This is a genomic window from Paracoccus sp. SSK6 (genome assembly GCF_039770665.1).
Taxonomy (GTDB): Bacteria; Pseudomonadota; Alphaproteobacteria; order Rhodobacterales; family Rhodobacteraceae; genus Paracoccus.
This window is the reverse complement of sequence record NZ_JBDPNJ010000008.1, coordinates 117,254-136,977: the sequence shown is the minus strand read 5'-3', so window position 1 is coordinate 136,977 and position 19,724 is coordinate 117,254. Positions and strand designations below refer to the sequence as shown.

At 59.6% G+C, this 19,724-nt stretch carries 13 protein-coding genes and 1 tRNA gene; 1 reads left to right on the top strand and 13 read right to left on the bottom strand.

Annotation, left to right across the window (positions count from 1 at the left end; genetic code table 11):
* The 6 genes from AAIL68_RS08175 to AAIL68_RS08150 all read right to left on the bottom strand — a co-directional run.
* The coding region (locus tag AAIL68_RS08175; protein WP_347139249.1) for a helix-turn-helix domain-containing protein at nucleotides 1-315 on the bottom strand (315 nt) is incomplete at its 3' end.
* A 186-nt stretch (nucleotides 316-501) separates the two neighbouring features.
* Nucleotides 502-2,265 carry a TniQ family protein gene (locus AAIL68_RS08170; protein WP_347139248.1) on the bottom strand — a complete coding sequence of 588 codons (1,764 nt, stop codon included), beginning with the start codon at nucleotides 2,263-2,265 and terminating at the stop codon, nucleotides 502-504.
* Nucleotides 2,265-3,215: an ATP-binding protein gene (locus AAIL68_RS08165; protein WP_347139247.1), complete on the bottom strand. Its 951-nt coding sequence runs from the start codon at nucleotides 3,213-3,215 to the stop codon at nucleotides 2,265-2,267. The genes AAIL68_RS08170 and AAIL68_RS08165 overlap by 1 nt, the downstream gene beginning before the upstream one ends.
* A complete protein-coding gene (locus AAIL68_RS08160; protein WP_347139246.1) occupies nucleotides 3,205-5,340 on the bottom strand; it encodes a Mu transposase C-terminal domain-containing protein in 2,136 nt (711 codons plus the stop codon). The genes AAIL68_RS08165 and AAIL68_RS08160 overlap by 11 nt, the downstream gene beginning before the upstream one ends.
* Nucleotides 5,337-5,837 carry a hypothetical protein gene (locus AAIL68_RS08155; protein ID WP_347139245.1) on the bottom strand — a complete coding sequence of 167 codons (501 nt, stop codon included), beginning with the start codon at nucleotides 5,835-5,837 and terminating at the stop codon, nucleotides 5,337-5,339. Before AAIL68_RS08155 ends, AAIL68_RS08160 begins: the two co-directional genes overlap by 4 nt.
* Before the next feature lie 208 nt (nucleotides 5,838-6,045).
* Nucleotides 6,046-6,288 (bottom strand): helix-turn-helix domain-containing protein, encoded by a 243-nt coding sequence (locus AAIL68_RS08150; RefSeq protein ID WP_347139244.1) that lies wholly within the window; start codon nucleotides 6,286-6,288, stop codon nucleotides 6,046-6,048.
* Nucleotides 6,289-6,509: 221 nt separating this feature from the next.
* Here AAIL68_RS08150 and AAIL68_RS08145 point away from each other — a divergent pair, with 221 nt between their 5' ends.
* The gene (locus tag AAIL68_RS08145) at nucleotides 6,510-7,112 is read left to right on the top strand and encodes a hypothetical protein (protein ID WP_347139242.1); all 603 of its coding nucleotides are present in this window, start codon (nucleotides 6,510-6,512) and stop codon (nucleotides 7,110-7,112) included.
* Between the two features lie 61 nt (nucleotides 7,113-7,173).
* On the opposite strand, the gene AAIL68_RS08140 is transcribed toward AAIL68_RS08145, so the two are convergent.
* The 7 genes from AAIL68_RS08140 to leuB all read right to left on the bottom strand — a co-directional run bounded on the left by AAIL68_RS08140 (nucleotide 7,174) and on the right by leuB (nucleotide 19,680).
* Nucleotides 7,174-7,815 carry a tyrosine-type recombinase/integrase gene (locus AAIL68_RS08140; RefSeq protein WP_347139240.1) on the bottom strand — a complete coding sequence of 214 codons (642 nt, stop codon included), beginning with the start codon at nucleotides 7,813-7,815 and terminating at the stop codon, nucleotides 7,174-7,176.
* Between the two features lie 78 nt (nucleotides 7,816-7,893).
* Nucleotides 7,894-11,211 carry a DEAD/DEAH box helicase family protein gene (locus AAIL68_RS08135; protein ID WP_347139239.1) on the bottom strand — a complete coding sequence of 1,106 codons (3,318 nt, stop codon included), beginning with the start codon at nucleotides 11,209-11,211 and terminating at the stop codon, nucleotides 7,894-7,896.
* Complete coding sequence (locus AAIL68_RS08130; protein ID WP_347139238.1) at nucleotides 11,211-14,282, bottom strand: DNA methyltransferase; 3,072 nt, start codon at nucleotides 14,280-14,282, stop codon at nucleotides 11,211-11,213. The genes AAIL68_RS08135 and AAIL68_RS08130 overlap by 1 nt, the downstream gene beginning before the upstream one ends.
* 33 nt (nucleotides 14,283-14,315) lie before the next feature.
* The gene (locus AAIL68_RS08125) at nucleotides 14,316-17,189 is read right to left on the bottom strand and encodes an SNF2-related protein (protein WP_347139237.1); all 2,874 of its coding nucleotides are present in this window, start codon (nucleotides 17,187-17,189) and stop codon (nucleotides 14,316-14,318) included.
* 280 nt (nucleotides 17,190-17,469) lie between these two features.
* Nucleotides 17,470-17,546 (bottom strand) — tRNA-Pro (locus AAIL68_RS08120).
* A gap of 48 nt (nucleotides 17,547-17,594) precedes the next feature.
* Complete coding sequence (locus AAIL68_RS08115) at nucleotides 17,595-18,554, bottom strand: DMT family transporter (RefSeq protein WP_347139236.1); 960 nt, start codon at nucleotides 18,552-18,554, stop codon at nucleotides 17,595-17,597.
* Nucleotide 18,555: 1 nt separating this feature from the next.
* Entirely contained in the window at nucleotides 18,556-19,680 is a 1,125-nt protein-coding gene (gene leuB / locus AAIL68_RS08110) for a 3-isopropylmalate dehydrogenase (protein ID WP_347139235.1), read from the bottom strand.
* Between the last annotated feature and the right edge of the window lie 44 nt (nucleotides 19,681-19,724).

The window sequence follows — 19,724 nt, the reverse complement described above, 5'->3', positions numbered from 1 at the left end:
GCCGTCGGGGTGCTGGCCCCGATACTCGTCCCAAAGCAGCGCCAGCGTGACGCCCGACCGCTTCAGTTCGCGATGAACCATCGCCCAGTCTGCAGCGGCGAGTTGGCGGCCATGCGAGGGGGGCGGAGGCGGGAACACCCGCCGTTCCAGTGCCTCCTCGTCCAGGCCCTCGGGCAACGGCCAGGACAAGCCAGCCACCGCGGCGCGGCGCAGATACTCGATGACCGTTGTCTTGCCGACGCCGGTGGCAAGTGCGATCCGCCGGGTCGACATTCCCTGCGCATGCAGGCGCAGCACGTCCTCGATCTTCCTCATCGGCAGTCTCCTCATCGCGCCCCTTCTTCCGCTGTTGCAACAGCTTCTGGGTAGCGCAGGTGGTCTGCCTCAGACCCGCTCCGTGTGACGGAGCCCGCTCAGATCAGCCTGGTCGGATGCGGCTGGAGCGGGTGGTCGGATGGTCGTGGAACGGCCGGTCGGATGTTCATGGAATGTGTGGTCGGATCACCGTGGTGCGCGCAGTGCAAGCGGCAGAACGCCGCGTGCGACTTGCAGTACAGCTTCGGCACCCGGCAACCGGCCGGTCTCTCTCGCCAGATCAACGACGGTGATGTATTCCGTGGCAAACTTATCGACTGAACATAATGTAACATAGCGGCGAGTGCGGGCTGTCCGTCGTTCCCTGACTAGACAAGGCTCCAAGATGCCTAGGTTGAGAAGGCCTCGTACCGTGCGGACGCTAATCCGCATACGCTTTGCGGCTTCGGTTAACTTGAGCGCCCCATCCTGTTCATCGGCGAATGCCCTCCGCAGAGCATCGATTGATACACGGAAGTCGCGGAAGCGCGCTTGAGATGCTCCGCCCAAGCTCAAATCGATCTGGTTTTCGAGAATAACCTGGGTGACGCGATCCATTGGCACGCTGAGCCCTCTCGATGCCCCTGCGAGATCGAGAAGCTGCTGCGAGGCAAGATCTTGGCTTACGAGGCTTCTGAGGTTGCCGAGAAACGCATCAAGGTCGCGCGGGTGATAAAGGGGTGCGCGGTTATGCTCCGCGTAATACCTGGGGATCAACCCGCGCGCCGTGAACTTCGTCATCATGATGCGGTCGAGTCCTACATACTCTGCGGCTTCCGTTGCATTAAGAAGAGCATCCACTGCAGTCGCGATGTTGCGCACGATGTCCGTCGGAACGTACTGGTTCAGGACGAACTGCTTGCTCAAGCTGCTGCGCTGCGCCAACCCGATTGCCGCTAACCGTCGCCCGAGCTTCCAAGCCGATATCCCAAAACTGCTGCGAGCCGTCGCAAGCGAATGCACGTACTGCTCCGGGCAAGGCTGGCCCAGCACGACCTGCCCTTCTGCAATGGGAAAGTTCCGGAACACGAAGTCCCGAACGATGTCCCGGATGACATCGAAATCCGGATCATCGTCGCGATAGCGCAGCCATTCAAAGAACACCCGAAAGCGGGTCCGGTAGAGCGTGTTGTCGAGCGGCTGCGCCATCTGAATGTCTTTGAGCTTCGTCCGAAACTTATCCGGGCCCTCGCGCAACACCTGAAACCCCGCCGTTCCTGCAGCCATCCATTCAGCTGGCGTAGCAAGGTCGCGCTTGGCATCCGGCCCTTGCGTAAGGAGAAGGCCAAATCCCTCGCAGCTCTGCGCCGCGACATGAAACGGCAGGCGGTCCAGCCAGCCATCACCCCTGCCGCTCTGAATGCGGTCACGCAGGTATCGCTCCAGTTCCAGGTCAGCGGTTGCCGCGTGTACCGGAGCGACCGGCACGTAGCGTTCCAGCAGGCGCATGATGTCGAAAGTATCATTGCCATTTTGACGTGGTGGCAATGCAACGAGATGGCAGCCATGAACCGGGCAGGTCCTCACCGAGGTCAGCTGCCACAGGCCGTGATGGGCTGCATGGTCAACATGCCCGACCTCAGTCAGGCAGGCGGGACAGCTTCGCAGGGCGATGCGGCTGAATGCGGTGAACTTGATCCGCTCTTTGCCCAAGCGAAACCACCCCGGTTCGATCAGCTGGGCCGTGCCCATCTGGAGCGTGTCAGGATCTGCGCCTGCGAGTGCAGCCAGACGTGCCACCTCCTGAGGATCGCCATTCGCCAGGGCGAAATAGTCGATCCCGACATCGGAGCAGAAGGTAATAAGCCGTTGTACCCCATTTCGGCGGGCCAGACGCGAACCGAAGGAGGTGGCGGATTCACCGGGCACCAGATCCACCGTCAGGGGGAGTTTCCTGAGGCTGCTGAACATCAGTGCTTCTCCCTTGAGAAGACCTGCCGCGCATCGATGCGGTGATAGTCCGGGATGATGAACGGATTGAACGTGTCGTCACAGGACGTGCGAAGGTGATAGGCTTGAACAAAATGAACTTGGTTCAGCTGGGGCGCCCCGGCCAGATAAGCCTGCTCGATGGCTGCAAGGATTAGCTCAATGACCAGACCAAACTGATTTGCAGCGGCGTGGATTAGCCGCTCCCCATGAGCAAGTTCCAGAATGTCCCTGCCGGGCTCAAGCTCTGCCTTGGTGCAGTAGCTTTCGATCAGATCGAGGACATCATTTCCGTGCACGACTGGAGACAGGCTTCCGAAGTGGACGGTGTCCATGCGGCGGGCCAGTTGCGGGTCATGGTTCAGGATGTCCTCGAGCTCCGGCGTACCCGAGAGGATAATGCCGACCGGCCACTCCGGGTCGGTCATCAGCGTCTTGAGCATGGAGGCAACCGAGTTGAGCTCATGCCGCGTGCCCCGAGATGCCAGATCCTGGGCCTCGTCCAGATGGACGAAGAGGATTTTTCGCTCCTTGAGGTGATGCCGCACCAGATCCCAGATGTACCAGGCCTGCCGTTCGGAGCTGATCTGATATCCGAGGGCCCGCAGCAGGGTCTGTCCGACGAATTTCAGCGTTGCGGGTGAGGGTACCCGGATACTGACGTTGGAAAAAGCCTGATGACGGGAGCAATCCAGTCGTCTGCGGGCCCGTGACATGAGGTGATCCATTGCCGAGGTCTTGCCGGTGCCAGACAGGCCCGAGAGGGCCAGGCCATGGGCCTCGCTTGTCCGTCCTGCCTCGCAATCCGCCAGTCGCTTTTCGATCAAGAGCGAAAAGCGGTCCTCAAGGGGCCCGAAGCGGTCATGATGGATGAAGTGATCGCGCAGGAGCGCGATCCTGCGGGCAGTTTGTCTGATCCGCTCACTGCTCATCGTCAAATTTCCAACGGTTCCGGCGCGTGCGCTCCTGCGGCTGTTGCGTAGGCTCATCTGTCGACGTGCCTGGCGGGATCGGCACGCGCGGCATGATCTGAATACTGTCATTCAGGGGATCGGCAGACGGGGTCATGTGCCCAAGCCGCTCCGCATCGGATCGAACCGCGTAATGGAGGGCGGCCTGATGGCGCTCCACATCCAGATTGGTGACATGGAACGGAGTCAGCTCTCTGAGCGCGAAGGCGCGGCGGTTGATATCAGAAATGCGCTCGATGGCCCTGCGAACCGCCGGCGCGTTCAGCTCGGCATCTTTGCGATGTTTAATGCGCAGTGTCCGCGTGGCCTCCTGCATCAGATCATAGCTGACACCGTCAAAGCCGGCTTGGTTCGCGGTGGCGGGGTGCCATGTGGCACCCACCTTCACCGCAATCCAGCCGATGTCCCGCAGGTCCGCGCGGATTTCGACACTCCGCTGCGGGGAGTGGAGAAACGCCTCCCGCAGCGCCTCGCAGCTATAGCTCAGACCCGAAAACAAGACCCCGTCGCCACGGAGCGTGCGCTTCAGGGGTCTGCCGAAAGTCCGGCGCAGGGTCAGGCCGTCCGGGATTGGCGGTGTCCCATACTTGGCTACCAGTCGCACCCATGCCTTATTCGGGGTTTCTCCGCCAAGCGAGCCGTGGCCTTGGTTGTGATAGATGTCGACGAAGTATGTCAGCAGGATGGTGATCAGATCATCATCGCAGAGGCAGGCCAGCTGCTCTGAAGGGTAGTCGCCACGCTGGATCGTGTCGAAGAAGGTTCTTCCCGCCAGCAATGGCATCAGTTGGTGCCCGTAGGTCCGGAAAAACGTTTCGATATGGGCGCGAAGCCATGGCTTCCCGGCGGGCGGCAGAAGCGCGGTGACGCCGAGAGACAGAATAGCTCCTTGGAAGTCATCAGAGGTGAATGCTGTTCCCTGATCGGTGACAAGAGCCTGCACCCCGCCATGATGATGCCATGTGCTTTCGCACCCGGCTGCCCGCGCCATGGGCGTCTTGTCGATAAAGATGTCCCGCAGCGCCCTGACTGCATCGCCGGAGTTCGGCGTTTCGGCCAAGCGCATGGAAAGGATGCACCTTGTGGCACAATCGATAGCGACATAAAGCCAGCGTCGCCCGACCTCGAACCGCTCCTGCCGCTCGGGCGGCAGATGATCCCAGATGCCTGCCAGCGTCAAAAGCGAGATTACGTCGAGGCAGTTTTCGTCCATCTCGACACGCTCAAGCGGCTGCTGAACATCAAGCCCATTCTCGTAGAGCGTGAACTTTGCGTTCGCGGCCGCTGTGCCATAGCGCTTGGCGTGGACGTAATATGGGTCTGCCAGGTCCAGACGTCGGCTGATGCTCGCCGCAGAGGGCACGATCAGCGTGCAGGCTCCAGCAGCCGCTCTCCGTTCGTTCTCTTGGACGAACAGCCTCCGCGTACCCGCCACTGCCGCTGCCTTGCTGGGCCGCTGAGTATCCGCGTAGATCTCGATGACCTGATTCATCAAGGCTTCGGAATGGTGGCACCATCGCGGCCTGCGATTGCCGCAACGATGTGTTTCCGGAATCAAGGCAGCGGCGGAATATCCTGCCCTTTCGTAATCACGAATCCATTGCATTGCAGTACGACCGCCCGGGAGCTGTCGCGTGACAATGTCCACGCCTGGGCGAGCCAGTTTTGGCGCAGCCATACCCTCGCCGACGCGCCGCTCCACCTCGGCAGCAAGTTGAGCACGGCCTTTCAGATAACCATCGTGAGTCCGATTGATCTCTCCGGCTGCCTCCAGCGCCAGAAAGGCATCGCAGACTGCTTTGCGCCAGATCACCAGGCGCCGAATGTCATCTGCAAGCACGTTGATGATGTCAGCAGGCTTGCGACCGCGCAGGTCTTGCCTGGCCCGATCAAAATAGCCGGCGGCATAGGTCGTGTCAGGCTGTCGCAGCAGGTCCGCCAGCTCCGCATGCGACAGCCACTCAGTGATGCCGGGTTGGCCTAGCCGCTCGAACAGCCCGCCCTTGTCATCGATTTCCAGCGGGCGCATGGCTTTGCCAGCGGCGGTGATGAGATCAGACGTCGAGAAACGAAAACGGATCGTCATGCTGCCGCCTCCGTCAGGGCCGGGCGCGACCGGGCCAGCTGACGTGCAGCCGCGGCAGCAGCTCGGCGATCAAGATGCTGATCCGTGATCAGCATGACGCGGTCCGCGAAGTGCTTGGGCGTCGCAGCAGCGATCCGCTCCAGTTCAGAGACGAAGTTCCGCTGGATCACACGCTTCATCGGCTTGATGGCAACCGCGATGCGTTCGCCGCAGGACCTGGTCACCAAAAAGTCGAACACGTGCTTTGCGGGACATCCATCAGCATCAACGTAATGCAAGCCTGTCGGCTGGTCCCAGATGTGGTGGATGTCCGTGCGCACCAGCATTAGACACAGAAACGCATATTCGAGCGCGCTCTCGAACTGGATGACGCGCGGACGCTCGAAGCCCGGCAGTTTTGCGACAAGTGCGCCGCGCAGGCTGGCTTTTGACCGGCGTGAGATCGCACGCGTTGCGTGGCTCGCTTCCGGCCCACGGTAGATCAGGTTTGTTTTCATGATATCTCGATCCTGCCAGCCAGCCACACTGGGCTGGGTCGGGCAGGCTCTCCCCCTTGCTTTGGATATGTTGAACAGCCCTGCCGGAGGGTGTCCGGCAGGTTGACTTTTTGTTCGACTCGGGGGATGACTTGGATGTCGGAGTTCAATCGACATCTAAGAGGGGCGTTCCTGTTACCAGCAGGTGCCCCTTTTTCATGTCCCGTCGTCAGCTGTGTTCGGCTGATCGACCCTCCTCTGAAATGTAGCGGTCAGGAAAGAGCGCTTCTGGTGTCGTGCCAAGCTGCTCCGCGATCTCTCGCTGGACGCGATGCGACCGTCGATAGCCTTGGCTGACAACCGTGACGCTGCTTTGGGAAATGCCGAGCAGCCGTGCAATCTTTGCCATCGACGATCCCACCAGCCGGAGCCGGAACTTGAGGAACTCGTGCTGATCGAGATCGACCTTCATGGCTTGTGCAAGTCCTTGGTCTGCGAAGTTGCTCTTCCACCAGTGATTCGAAAAGTGATTCGCGGCACAAGACTTTTCACTAAGCCCTGTGTTCTTCTCTCACTTTGGCCCGGTCAGTTGCGGGCCAAAGTGAGAAGCCGGTAACCCGAACGCGCATAATGTTTGGTGCCTTGCGGGTACGCCGTCATCATAATCGTCTGGGGTCGGTGAAGGTCAGCGGCATGGAAGACGAGAACCAAGGGAAGGTTCAAGATGATACCCTTAAGGTGAGCTTCCGGCGGCAACGGCACTGGCGTGCAGCGGAGAATTGCCAAGGCGCAGCGACCGATCTCACCAAGGCTAGAGATGAAGTAATGTCAGCGCAGTCCGAGGCGTGGGAGGATCGTCCCCGGAGACTCTTATCTGATCTCTTTAAACCTCAAAAGCTGCCCCCGCCTGACACGGTTGCGGAGGCTTTCGAACGCACGCGCTCGCTTGTCGATTTTGCAAATGTATTCAGTCTCGACCGCAGAATGGCAATCAGGGCGCTTGCAACAGCAGGGATTGATATCCAAAAGGTGGTGGCTCTCGAATGGGAGCGCGGCTGCTCTGTGCGCGAGCTCAGCCATCGCCATGCGGTCACGCGTTCAACAATTGGACGCTGGATCAAGAAGGGCGGGAGAGACATCTACCCTCGAAACGGAAACCGGAAGCATGATGAGGATCTGATCGTCCAGGTCTTCTTGAAGACCGGCTCGGCGAACCGGGCAGCACAGGCCGCGAATGTTCATTGGGCGACGGCGCGACGTATCCTGCAAAAGCATAACCTCTGGCACGGCAAGTAGCAGGACAGCACTATGGCCGCGTCGAGGCTCAATTTCCAGCTGCGCCGTTGCGGTTACCCTCTCACGTCCAAAGGCCCTCGAAGCGGGTTGCAGCAGTTCGTGTGTAGCGTGCGGTATGCCGGGGATCGCGATGGCCGAGATAATCCTGGATCAGGCGCAGGTCGCGTCCGGAATGGGCCAAGGCATGTCCGCAGGAGTGCCGCAGCATATGAGGATGGACAGCGTCGAGCCTGGCCCGTTCCGAAATGACCGTCACGAGATAGTTGATGGCCTGCCGCGTCATCGCCTGATTGCGCTCTGAGAGGAACAGCCAAGGCAGGCGGTCTTGCCGCTTGCCAAGCAGGCGCCGGAGCGCGCGCAGTTCGTCACCGGCCAGCGGGTGACTGGTGGAAAGACCGCGCTTCAGACGGTGAACCCAAAGATGTCCCGTCTTCAGATCAAGATCGCTGCGTCGCAGGGCGACCAACTCGCTGACCCGCAGCCCGTGCCGATACATGAGAAGCAGCATGGCATGATCGCGAGGACCATGCCGCCCGGAACGGGCTGCAGCCAGCAAACGCCTTATCTCCTCCGACGTCAGGTAATCTCGCTGGCGCTGATGGGCGTCGACTGGCTCGCTCCCGTCACTCTTGACGAAATGCCGGTTGGCGCGACGTTCGGCCATGCTATCCTCCACCTGAAAATGCTGGCTGTGATATTTCACACTCTTTACAAGACGCGCATTCTGTAAAGAGTTGGCCATAGATCGCTGCGTTGCTTCGGGTCCATCTCTAACACCATCTCACGCGAGCGCTTTGGCCACCAGCTTGTCAAGATATGTCGGCCCACCGTCGTCCAAGAATAGAACATTCCGATATTCCAAATCCGATTTCGTGATCGAGCCCGTGACATTGAGCAGGTCGTTGAATGTTGTGACTGACAGGATGAAGGAGTTGAGGCTAATCATCCCATCACCCAGCTGTTTCTCGATCTGCTTTATTTCCTTATGCAAGCCAAACTTTGGGTCCGAAAGGCTCATATTTCGGATACCTTTAGGGTCGATGAACGATAGCCACTGCTTTCCTGTTTTTTCGTCCACCAGCCACAGCAGGAAGTCAGGATAGAAGTTGCCTGCCAGAGCGAAACCGAGCCCCTTGGCGCGATTGTCAGCATTGCGCATCAGATAAAGGCTGAAACCTCGCAGCTTATCCTTCCCATAGGGGGAGTCATAGAACGCCATAACGTCCTCGACGAACTGCACCTCGCTTGGCTCCCCAAGCGCTAGTGGTCGCATCTTCAGGGGGAGGATTGCGTCTTTGTTTGGTGAGAGCAGTGGGTAATACAGGTGCTGGCCAAAGCTGATTGCTACCATATGTGGAGCATTCCACTTGCTGGCCTCACCGATTTTTCCGGATGCAACGAGGGCAGAAAGGGCCTCCAGTTTTGCCTTGTACTCAAGACCGACATCGTTGTTTTCGATCTCGAACTGGTACAGCTTGATGATCGAACCGGAGTCCTCCGTTACCGTTGCAACATCGTAAAACTTGCCTTCATAGGCTGCCTTCAGCCCCTGATAGAACCGATCGGTGTAATCGGTGAGCAGCTGAAGCATGATGTCTTGCTGACGCAGCACATCTGAATAGCTCGTCACTTCCAGTTCCGCCTGGGGGATCAAGAGGGTGTACCAGCCGTCATCGCCAAGGCAGAACTGGAAAAGGCCCTCCCGGTCGACCTTAAGATTGCTCCAGCTTTTCAGTAGCTTGTACTCTTGAACGGCGGTGAATACTGCATCCCAATCGAAGCAAGCGATTGCCGCCTTGCTCAGTTTGCCGCGATTTCGCTTGTCCGATGCGCTCGCAGTTGCGGTCACCGTGGTGGTGATCGCTTCGACCCGAGGATAGAGGTCGAGAACGACGTGGGGAGACTTGATCTTGCCCGCGAACTCAGCCGGAACATCGTAAAGGGTCGGAAAGTGGACGCGCTTGAACCCCTTGATCTGATTGTCCCTGTAGCCGTCCTTCAGCTTCAGCGTCTTAAGACGTGTGCCAGACGGCAGGTTCGTTCTGGTCGGGAAATCGAGCTGAATGATCTCGTCGCTGGGTGTGATGCCCTCTTCCTTCAGGTAGTCCTTGAAGGTGGCCATGTAGTTCGCCCGAACGCCGAAGATGTTCAGGGTTTCAAGGCGCTCCATGTGCGTGCCCTTGGGCCGCTCAGTAGGGAGCGACCGTTTCAGCGACATGCCTCGCCCCTTCAAACGGACGCCTCGGCCGAAAAGCTGGATGATCTGGGAGCCTTCGCCCTGACCCATGTTCAGCAGACCCATGGTCGAAACCCGCCAGCTTGACCAACCCTCGGTGAATTTCCTCGACCCGATCAGGATATTCAGCTTGCTGTCTTTCTGGTTGATCGTGCCGAACAGGCCCATTCCGAAATCATCGGCTTCAGTGTCGAATCCGCTGCTGTCCTCGGCGTTCTTGAAGAACCCGGTATCGTCGCCGATGTTGATCAGGCCAAACGGATCGAACGATCCGACCCGCAGGGCCAACTCGCCCTTGCTGTTCTTCAGGTTCACGAGCTTGAGCCGCTGCCGGGCGTCCGCGTTGAACAGCCGTTTCAAGATGTCGTCGTAGATCGCAGCCGCATCGCGCTGCATCAGGGGCGTGAAGCGCCCAGAGAAGATATCGTTACCCTTCGGGTCCAGCAGGCGCGCCTTGTCGGCGACGAGGTCGGCTATCCAGGCAGTTGCCTCGCTCGGATGGTTCAGGAACCAGGCGAGGAACTTGATGACCTCGAGGATGTCGCTGTCCTCACCGGCCACCGTGTTGCCCACGAAGACCCACAGGGGCTTCTCGACATTGAAATCCCTGATCTTGTCGCGGTGCGTGTCCCACAGCCAGAGCTGCTGGTAGAAGCTGAGCAGGCAGGCCGTGAAATACAGGTCGCCGTGCTTGTCATAACCCTTGTCGTCTAGGTTCAGGATCAGGGATTCCTTCCCGTACCCGTCGGCGTAGAAGTACTTGTAGCTGTAGTCGATCAGCACCGCCTTGGCGTAGGCTTCGCGGATGCCGTCGATCCGGGCGCGGGCGTGATCCTCGGTCGTCAGCTGCAACTGCGCGCGTTCCGTCTGGTCGAGCTGCTTCAGTGTCTTGTCGAACAAGCGCTTGGCCTTGGCCTTCAGGATGTCATCTTCAGCCTTGGCAACGGTCGATCCCTTGGCGACGGACTGGCTGAAGGTCGCGCTATACTCGAAGGCAAAGCCGCCCTTCACCAGCGCCGCGCGCCGTGCCATCCAGACGCCGCCCGCGCTGCCGGTGCCGCGGTGGCCTTCGTCGACTAGCACCAAGTTGTTGCCCTCGAAGGCGCCGGTGGCGACGGTCTTGTCGCCCATCTCATCCGCCAGCTTCGTGACCTCGATCACGTCCACCCAGCCTTTGAACAGCGACCCGGTCTGGTTCTTGTCGAACATATGGGCGTTGATGCCAGACTCGCGGAACTCCTCCAGATGCTGGCGGGACAGACCCTCGTTCGGGGTCAGCAGGATGATCCGGTCGGGGAACAGGTGGGCATTCCCTGCCTGGAAGTAGTGCAGGTACTGCAAGATGTTGACGTGCAGGATCAGCGTCTTGCCGCTGCCGGTCGCGTTCCAGAAGGCCAGCTTGTTCAGGTCGTCGGCACTGTAATCCTTAAACGCCTCGGCGCCGTCCTCGTTCCGATACTCCGCCATCTGGGCGTTCAGCCCGTCCAGCAGCTCCTGCCGCCGGTTGAAATACCAGTCGAGGTAGATCTCGGTGAACAAGAGCGACAGGTACTGGAAATACTTCATCGTTAGGATTTCACCCGTTACCGCATTGCGGTGATGGGTGATCTTTTTCCAATGCCTGACGATGTTCTCGTCGTACTGACGCAATTCCGACTGACTGACCCGGTCCATGTTGAACAGGTTGCGCGTCAGCTCGTGGAAGAACTTGGTCTGGCCGTCGTCGTCGATGCCTTCATGCCGGTCTTCGCCTAAGCGAGACTTCAGCGTCATCAGGCCATCCCCGTGGAAATGGCTCAGCATCCAGCGGTTAAGCACCAGCTCCTGATGGAAGGTCCGCTTCTTCTTCGGGATCCGTGCCATCAGACGTCATCCACGTTGAACATGGCGTCCAGGAAGGCGGGTTCGATCTGGCGCAGCATCAGCTTCTTGATGACGCTGCCTTCCTCCTCAGTCGTTTCCACCACCGAGGGGATGTTGTGGTCGCCGTTGATGTAGACCACGTCGAATTCGCTGTCGGCCGGGTTGATCGCCAGCTTGTCGCAGAGGCGCGTCAGCTTCTCGTAGCCGATCTTTTCGCAGTCGCGCCACAGGATCAGGGTCTTCTCGCCCGTGGGCAGCCAGCCTTCGACCGTGACGAAGCCGCGGCTGTGCTGGATGTCGATGTGGCGGACGGTCAAACCGATCAGGTAATTGAAGGTTTCGACCAGATCGACGCGGCGTTCCTCCCAGGCACCGGCGCTGTCGACGGCGACCTTGAGCGTGTAGTCGAAGGGCTTGCGGAAGTCTGACACGGACAGCAACGATCCCTTCGCCTCGACATCCAGCATGTAGCGCATCAGGTAATCGTCGCGCTTTTCCGCGCTGAACCCGTCGAGAAGGCTGGCCTGCGCGTCCGACCGTTTCAGGTCGAGGTTGTTCAGCGTGTCCTCATAGCCCTCGATCTTGAGCACCTTAAAGGCATGGCTGATGCCAGTTTCGGGAGCAGTGGGTTTGCCGTCCTTCCAGTCCGAAGAATAGACGACTTTCTTGATCCTCGGAATGACGACTGAATACACATACGCGCCTTGTTCGGCTAAAATATATTTTCTATGGCCTGAATCATCTCTGTTCAAGGTGATTGTTGCGTGCGCAGTTGTTCCAGACCCACAGAAGTAATCGAGCACCAGGCCATTCCGATTTCCGTTTAGACCAGCGCTTAAGGAGTCAACCACTGTATAAAGGCTTTTCGGGTACTTGGTCTCGGCGTTGGGCACGATATGATTCAGCAGTTGCGTTCCATGATTGTTGGCAGAATACCTTGCACCGGACCAAACTGTTTTGAAGTTAAAGCGCTTCTTGAGGCGCTTTATGTCCCAAACTCCACGCTTCTTCAACCAATGCACTTTCAGTTCATCTTTGATTTGTTCGACGGTATGGCGCGCGAACCTCCATTTGCGCTCGATATCCTCTGGATCAACGGGATACACAAGAATGGTTCCATCTGCCCCCGGTTCATTGACTTGGGGATGGTATTCTTCGGGGGAAACTTCGCCGAAGCCAATCACCGACCCATCTTTAACTATGATTGGGTAGAAGCAGTTCTTTCCAGATTTTCGCAGTGAGTCATCACCTGTTACGTCGCGAAAGTTTCTCTCATCCCAGTCGGCTGGATCTTCTCTATGTTGCTCAGCGATGTAGCGCCCAGGTTGAGGGTGTACGAAGTAGGCATAATCGTGAACAGCCGAAAAATTATCGCCTTGTTGCCCTGATGGGTTGGTTACGATGGTAATGCAGTCGTGTGCCATGTCCGCAAAGCAGGTATCAAGGAGAACGCCAAGATACTCCTGCTCAACCTCGTCAATGGCAATTATAGTAACGGCATCACTGCCGGAAACTTGTCGACCTTTTAGAAGACGATTCTCCATCAGAGATAGCCAGCTGGAGTTCCTGTAGCTGTTTTTGTAATTGATCTCTGAAGATTGAGCGTTGTATGGCGGGTCAATGTAGACACAATTAACTTTTTGAGAGTGCGTTTCCTTGAGCAGCGTAAGCGCTTGAAAGTTATCCCCATGCACCAGCAGCCCGTCGAGGCTGGCATCCAGGTCGGGGATCGCCTTCAGCAGATCGGCCCGGAACCCCGCATCGAATAGCGCGGTGTCCACCATCAGGAAGGGCGCGCCCTTCAGATCTTCCACCGTGCCCGGCGCCGCAGTGCCCCGCATGCCCAGATCATTCCACTGCCCCCATTGCGCGGGGTTCGCCACGATGGCTGGGTAAAGCTCCTGCGGCACCCTATCCAAGGTCACACAGTAGTGCGCCGCGACCACGAATTTCTTCTTCAACCACAGCTTCTTCTGAAAATTCTCGATGCTGGCCAGAAAGGTGACCAGGTCCAGCGCGATGGCACGCAGGCACTGGATCATCCGCAGGCTCTTTTCGATGGCGGCAAAGGCTTCCGCCCCCTGCACATCGTCGAGGTTCATCACCTCGTTCTTGATGTAGAAATCCAGTTCCCGCCGCAGGAAGCCGCCCAGGTCCTTGTGGATGAAGTAGTCGGCGGTGTTTTTCTGGGTGTAGGTTGTCAGGTGCTTTTCCAGCAGCGTGCGGTTCGGCTTCTTGTCCGTGGGCGCGCGATTGGTCAGCGCAAGCCACCGAGCCTTGACCGCCTCATCACCTAGGATCGCCGTCACGGCCTGGTCAACCAACGCCTCTTGCTTCGTGCCCTTCGGCTGTGGAACATAGTCGAAGCGGATCACAAGCGCGCCGTCTTCCTCGGCCACAGGCTGGATCGTTTCCTCATAGGTCTCGCCATCCTCATCCGTGCGGGTGAGAGTGCGGGCCTTGGCCAGTACGAAGCGGCGTTCCTTGTCGTTGTCCTTGCGGTTGTCCTTGGCCGTGTCGGCAGCGACAAGGCGGAAGTGGACGGCGCGGCCATCATCGAGCTTGAAGCTGAAGTTTGAAAAGGCCTCGCTCGACTTGGTGTAATATTGGTCACGGTTCGCCCAGTGCAGAACAACCTCTTCCCCAGAATAGGGGATGGCATAGGTGTCGCCCTTGTAGCGGCGCTGGCTGATGAAATCGCCCCTGTCCCAGTAACGCGAAAAGAAGGTCAACAGGTGCGAAAAGACTTGGTTCTCATGCTCGGACGCGCGCGCGCTGGCGGCGGCAAGCTCTTTCTGAAGGCTCAGAACCTTTGGAGCCTTGTCAGGATCATAACCGGCGGCTTCCGCCGCGTCGCGTGCCTTGGCGATGGCAGTTTTCAGCGCCTCGGTATTGGCCGCAGCCCCGGCGGCCAGCGCCTCGGCCACCCGCGCTTTCAGGCGCTTGGACAGATAATCCTCAATCTCGCCCGCGCGGGCCCTGAGAATGCGGTAGACGCCAAAATCGAGGTCAGGCCGGTCAATCTGGAAGATTTCGCGCAGCTTGGCAACGAGGACGTCAAAATTGCTCATTGTTCTTGTTTTCCTTGATGTTAACTGCCCCGATTACACGACCGACCAGCGGATCGTAAACAGGGTTTCGACCGTGTGGCCGCGGCTGAGGCGCTTTTGCAGGTCGCCGACCAGCTCATCCCGCTTGTCGGCGACCTCGTCCTCCTGGTTGAAGATTTCCTGCCGCTGCTTGCGCTGACGCCGTTCCAGTTCCTGCAGCTTGGCTTGGATGGCGGCCTCTTCCTCGAGGGTAGTGGCCGCCCGCGCCTCGCGACGCACCCCCTTGATCTGTTCTTTAGTGTCCTTCAGCGCCTTCTCGGCCGCGTAGATCTTGTCCTCCGCCCAGCGTTCCAGCCGGTCGCGGGCGGCGGCAAAGTGCTTGTTGTTGGTATCGAGGGAGCGGCTCAGCGTGGCTTTGACATGCTGCTCTGCCTCGGCCTGAAGCTGGTCGGCGATGGCGGGGGCAGGCTGTTCGCTTGGGTAAACATCAGCGCAGACCGAGAACAGCTTGACGCAGGCCTCGTGATCGATGGAGCGACCATTGTCGTCGATGCCCGAGAACAGCAGGTATTCCTCGGTCTCGAAGGTCGTCACCGCAAGTTTGCGCAGCGTCAGCCAGCCGCGCCGCCCTTTCAGCGCCTCGACGATGGCCACGCGTGTAGTGTGATTGGTCACATCGAACTGCAATTCGGCCACCGGCGTGTCGGCAGCCTTTGCCGTTTCAATGACATGCTCGCCCAGAGGGTGCGACAGCCGGTAGAGGAAATAGCCGTGTTCGTTCATAGCCGGGTCTGCGGCGGAGTTCCGCGAGATCAAGTGATAACGGCCCGCTCGTAGGTCGCGGGTCGGCGGGGCCAGGAGGTCGAAGGCCAGGTTGGGTTCGTCAAATTTGGCCCTGCCAGCGAGGATAGCGGCGGTCAGATCCCAAAACCGGCGGCCGACACGATCCAGCTGTTCGCGGGCGTCAGCGAGGCGCAGCTTCAGGCGGGCGTGGACATCCTCGTCGAAGTTCTCCAGCAGCGCCCGCCTTGTATCCTCCATCCGGCTGCGGATCTGCTCCTCAAGCTGGGTTTGCAGTTCGTCAAACGCGGCGGCGATGGCCTCCGGAGTGCGGCAGTCTTGGTAGATCGCCAAGATGCGCCTTTCAAAGTCGACGCCGGACTCGATCGTTCCCAAAACCTCGTCCGAAGCCCCAAAAACGCCGTCGAACAGATTAAACTTCTCGGTCAGGAGGGCGTGAACCCGTTTATCGGCATCGTTGCGTTCGTTCAGGAAGTTTACGACGATCACGTCATGTGTCTGCCCATATCGATGGCAGCGGCCGATGCGCTGTTCGATCTTCTGTGGGTTCCACGGAAGGTCGTAGTTGATGACCTGCGAGCAGAATTGCAGGTTGACACCCTCGGCAGCCGCTTCCGTGGCGATCATGACCAAGGCGTGGTCGCGGAATTCTTCGATCAATGCAGCACGCACATCGATGGCGCGCGATCCGGTAACTTGCTCTTCACTCTTGGGATCAGCGAGCCAGCGCTCGTAGATATCCTGTGCCTTGCGGTCGGAATTGGTGCCGCTGAAGGTGACAACCTGGTTGGCGTAACCGTTACGCTCAAGAAAATCGCGGAGATAGTCTTGGGTGCGCCGCGACTCGGTGAAGATCAGGGCTTTTCGCAGTGCTTCCATCCGCTCCTGCTCCGAGAAGCCTATTTTGAGAGCCTTTAGGAGCGCTTTGGACTTGGTATCTGTGTGGATTGAATGCGCAAGCTGGATTAGGCAGGAAATATCGTCGATTTCCCGGCAGAGTTTTGCGAAGTCGATTTGCTCGAGCCCCGCAGTGTCAGGCCTGTCCTCGTCACCCCATTCGTCGAGAACTTCTTCCTCGAGTTCGTTCTCGAAAGAAATCACCTCTGCCAGATCATCCTTTACCGGTTCCCTCTTCTGCAGGGCCACCAGGCGGGCGCGGAGGGTCTCCAGCGTTCCTGCAATCGCCTGTGATGATGATGCGAGAAGCTTTCGAAGGATCAGGACGGTGAGATGGCGCTGTTGAGAGGGTATGGCATAAGTGTCCTCTCTTTGAAGGAAACGCGTAATGCCGTCATACAGCGCCTGCTCATTCTCCGCTGGGGAGAATGGCTGCGTGATGGCCCGGCGTTGGGTATATTTTACGTACTCCAGAACCTGCTTCCGTAGCGTGCGCTTGCAGAAATCTGAAAGCCTTGCGCGCAGATCGGGCAGATCGCCACCCGCATTCACATATTTGGACCGGAAGCTGCTGGCATCGCCGAAGATGTTGGGATCAATGAAGTTCGTAAGCCCGAAGATCTCCATCAGACTGTTCTGGAGGGGGGTAGCCGTCAGCAAGAGCTTCTTCCGACCTTCTACCGCCCATTGCAGAGCTTGCCCTATGCGGTTGCTCGGACGGTATGCGTTCCGGAGCTTATGGGCTTCATCAATGACAACTAGATCCCAATCGACTTGCCGCAGTTCGTCCTGGAGCTTGGCAGCATAATGGTAGGACAGCACGACAATCCGCTTCTGTGACAAGGGGAAGGGAATCCCATTCGCCTTCATTTGGCGATAGGTGCGAGCGTCAATAACGACTGCAGGCAGATTGAACTTGTTGGTCAGTTCTGCGGCCCACTGCTGCCGAATGGCCGCTGGGCAGATAACGATTAGTTTTCGTTTGCGTTCGGCCCATTTCTGGCAAAGGACAATACCTGCCTCGATGGTTTTGCCGAGGCCAACCTCATCCGCGAGGATCGCACCTTCTGCAAGCGGTGATTGAAGCGCGAACATCGCGGCCTCAATCTGATGGGGGTTCAGGTCCACCGAGGCGTCAAACAATGACATCGACAACTGATCATCTGAGCCGGGCGGTGCCAGCTTCGTTAGGTCATATGCGGCGTATTTGCTGTGATACGGCGTGAACATGCTCTAGGGTTAGCCGCTATGCGCTGCAGCTTCGAGAGATTGATTGCAGCAGGCAAACCAGCGCCCGCTAGGGGCGCTCGCCCCCGCCCCTGCCGTATCGCGACGCGCCTTATTGTCGTCAACACCGATAGTCGTACTTACTCAAGCTTTCTGAGTACACGTAAGGTGAGCGTGGCACTATGCTGATATATTTCAACGCTTTGGGGGAGGATAAGCCTCTTTAAAAGGCAACTTCCGCGATAAGAAAGGCAGAACTATCTGCCTCTTATCAAGTTTCAACTGGTCGGAGCGAGAGGATTCGAACCTCCGACCCCCTGCTCCCGAAGCAGGTGCGCTACCAGGCTGCGCTACGCTCCGACCGTCGGTGGGGCAGGTAGCGCGGGGCGCGCCCGATTGCAAGCCCCGTCAGGCGCGCGGCGGCCATATTCTTTGCAAAAGCGAGGTGCGGGGCGCCGTCACCGTCTCGGCGCGGATGCGGGACGCGATCACCGGGCGGTTGGCGGAATTGCCGCCCCGCCCTTCGCGCCAGACGATATAGATGCCCGAGGCGATGATGACCGTGGCGCCCAGCAGGGTCGGCATGTCCAGCATCTCGCCAAAGAAGATCCAGCCATAGGCGGTGGCCCACAGAATCTGCGAATACTGCATGGGCGCGACGATGGCCGCCTCTCCGGCGCGGTAGGCCAGGATCAGCAGGAAGCCCGCCACCAGCCCCAGGCAGGCGATCAGTCCGGCAAGCGCCAGATGCGGCAGTTCCATCGGGCGGTAATCCAGCGCCAGCGATGCGCCGGTGGCCAGGAAGTTGCCCAGCATCGGCCACATCAGCAGGACCAGCGGGCGCTCGCTGCGCCCCAGCTTGCGCAGGATCACGGCGGTCGTCGCCGACCCCACGGCCGAAGCCAGCGCGGCCGCATGGCCCAGATCCAGCGGCTGCGCACCGGGGCGCAGCACGACCAGCACGCCGATCAGGCCGATCACCACCGCGGCCCAGCGGTGCAGGCCCACCCTTTCGCCCAGGATCGGGATCGACAGGATCGTGACCAGCAGGGGCGCCGCGAACAGGATCGAATAGACCTGCGCCAGCGGCAGCCGGGAAAAGGCGAAGAAGCTGCCCATCCCCGCCACGACCCCCACGACGGTGCGCAGCGCCACCCAGCCGGGATTGGCCGGGCGCAGGGTGCCGGGCGTGGGGTCGCGCATGATGACCAGCATCACCAGCGGGAAGGACAGCAGCGAGGAAAAGAACAGCACCTGCAGCGCCGGGTACTGCGCCCCCAGCGTCTTGATGACCACGTCATGCGTCGCGTAGAGACCCATAGCCAGAAGGGCCAGGGCCGCGCCGCGGACGTTCGACGCGGCCTCCATGTCAGCCTTGCGACAGCGCGGCGATGATGCGGTCGCCCATCTGGGAGGTGGAAACCGGGGTGCCGCCCTCGGGGCCCATCAGGTCGGCGGTGCGCACGCCGTCGGCCAGCACCCGTTCCACAGCGCGTTCCAGATCCGCCGCCGCATCGCCCTGGTCGAAGGAATAGCGCAGCGCCATGGCGAAGGACAGGATGCAGGCAATGGGATTGGCCTTGCCCTGCCCGGCGATGTCGGGGGCGGACCCATGCACGGGTTCGTAAAGCGCCTTGGGCCGCCCGTTCGCCATGGGCGCACCCAGGCTGGCGGAAGGCAGCATCCCCAGCGACCCGGTCAGCATCGCGGCGGCGTCCGACAGCAGGTCGCCGAACAGGTTGTCGGTCACGATCACGTCGAACTGCTGCGGCTTGCGGACAAGCTGCATCGCGCCGTTGTCGGCATACATGTGGGTCAGTTCCACGTCCGGGTATTCGTTGTCATGGACCCACTGCACCTCCTCGCGCCAGAGGATGCCGGATTCCATCACATTGGCCTTTTCCATGGAACAGACCCGGTTCGACCGCCGCCGCGCCAGCTCGAACGCCGACCGCGCCACGCGCCGGATCTCTCCGCTGGTGTAGCGCTGGGTGTTGATGCCCACGCGGCCGCCCTCATTGTCCGGGTTGTTGCCGTCGGCATGGATGCCGCGCGGCTCGCCGAAATAGACGCCCGAGGTCAGTTCGCGCACGATCAGGATGTCCAGGCCCGCGACCACCTCGCGCTTCAGCGACGAAAAATCCGCCAGCGCGTCGAAGCATTGCGCGGGGCGCAGGTTGGCATACAGGTCCATCTCCTTGCGCAGCCGCAGCAGGCCGCGTTCGGGCTTCACGCTGAAATCGAGGCTGTCGTATTTCGGCCCGCCGACCGCGCCCAGCAGCACCGCATCCACCGCCTGCGCCTGGGCCATCGTCTCGTCCGTCAGGGGCGTGCCATGGGTGTCGTATGACGATCCGCCGACCAGTCCGTGGCTCACGTCGAAGGACATGCCGCGATTGGACTGAAACCAGTCGATGACCTTGACCACCTCGGCCATGACCTCGGGGCCGATCCCGTCGCCGGGAAGGATAAGCAGGGAATAGCTGTCGGACATGGTTCCTCCGGGTCATTGGACGGCATCGGGTCCGGTGCTAGCCC

Excerpts from the sequence above, each read along its gene's own strand:
- AAIL68_RS08115 (WP_347139236.1), bottom strand. The coding sequence starts at position 18,554 with ATGGAGGCCGCGTCGAACGTCCGCGGCGCGGCCCTGGCCCTTCTGGCT.
- AAIL68_RS08145 (WP_347139242.1), top strand. The coding sequence starts at position 6,510 with ATGGAAGACGAGAACCAAGGGAAGGTTCAAGATGATACCCTTAAGGTG.
- AAIL68_RS08155 (WP_347139245.1), bottom strand. The coding sequence starts at position 5,837 with ATGAAAACAAACCTGATCTACCGTGGGCCGGAAGCGAGCCACGCAACG.
- leuB (WP_347139235.1), bottom strand. The coding sequence starts at position 19,680 with ATGTCCGACAGCTATTCCCTGCTTATCCTTCCCGGCGACGGGATCGGC.
- AAIL68_RS08130 (WP_347139238.1), bottom strand. The coding sequence starts at position 14,282 with ATGAGCAATTTTGACGTCCTCGTTGCCAAGCTGCGCGAAATCTTCCAG.
- AAIL68_RS08170 (WP_347139248.1), bottom strand. The coding sequence starts at position 2,265 with ATGTTCAGCAGCCTCAGGAAACTCCCCCTGACGGTGGATCTGGTGCCC.
- AAIL68_RS08165 (WP_347139247.1), bottom strand. The coding sequence starts at position 3,215 with ATGAGCAGTGAGCGGATCAGACAAACTGCCCGCAGGATCGCGCTCCTG.
- AAIL68_RS08150 (WP_347139244.1), bottom strand. The coding sequence starts at position 6,288 with ATGAAGGTCGATCTCGATCAGCACGAGTTCCTCAAGTTCCGGCTCCGG.
- AAIL68_RS08135 (WP_347139239.1), bottom strand. The coding sequence starts at position 11,211 with ATGGCACGGATCCCGAAGAAGAAGCGGACCTTCCATCAGGAGCTGGTG.
- AAIL68_RS08160 (WP_347139246.1), bottom strand. The coding sequence starts at position 5,340 with ATGACGATCCGTTTTCGTTTCTCGACGTCTGATCTCATCACCGCCGCT.
- AAIL68_RS08125 (WP_347139237.1), bottom strand. The coding sequence starts at position 17,189 with ATGTTCACGCCGTATCACAGCAAATACGCCGCATATGACCTAACGAAG.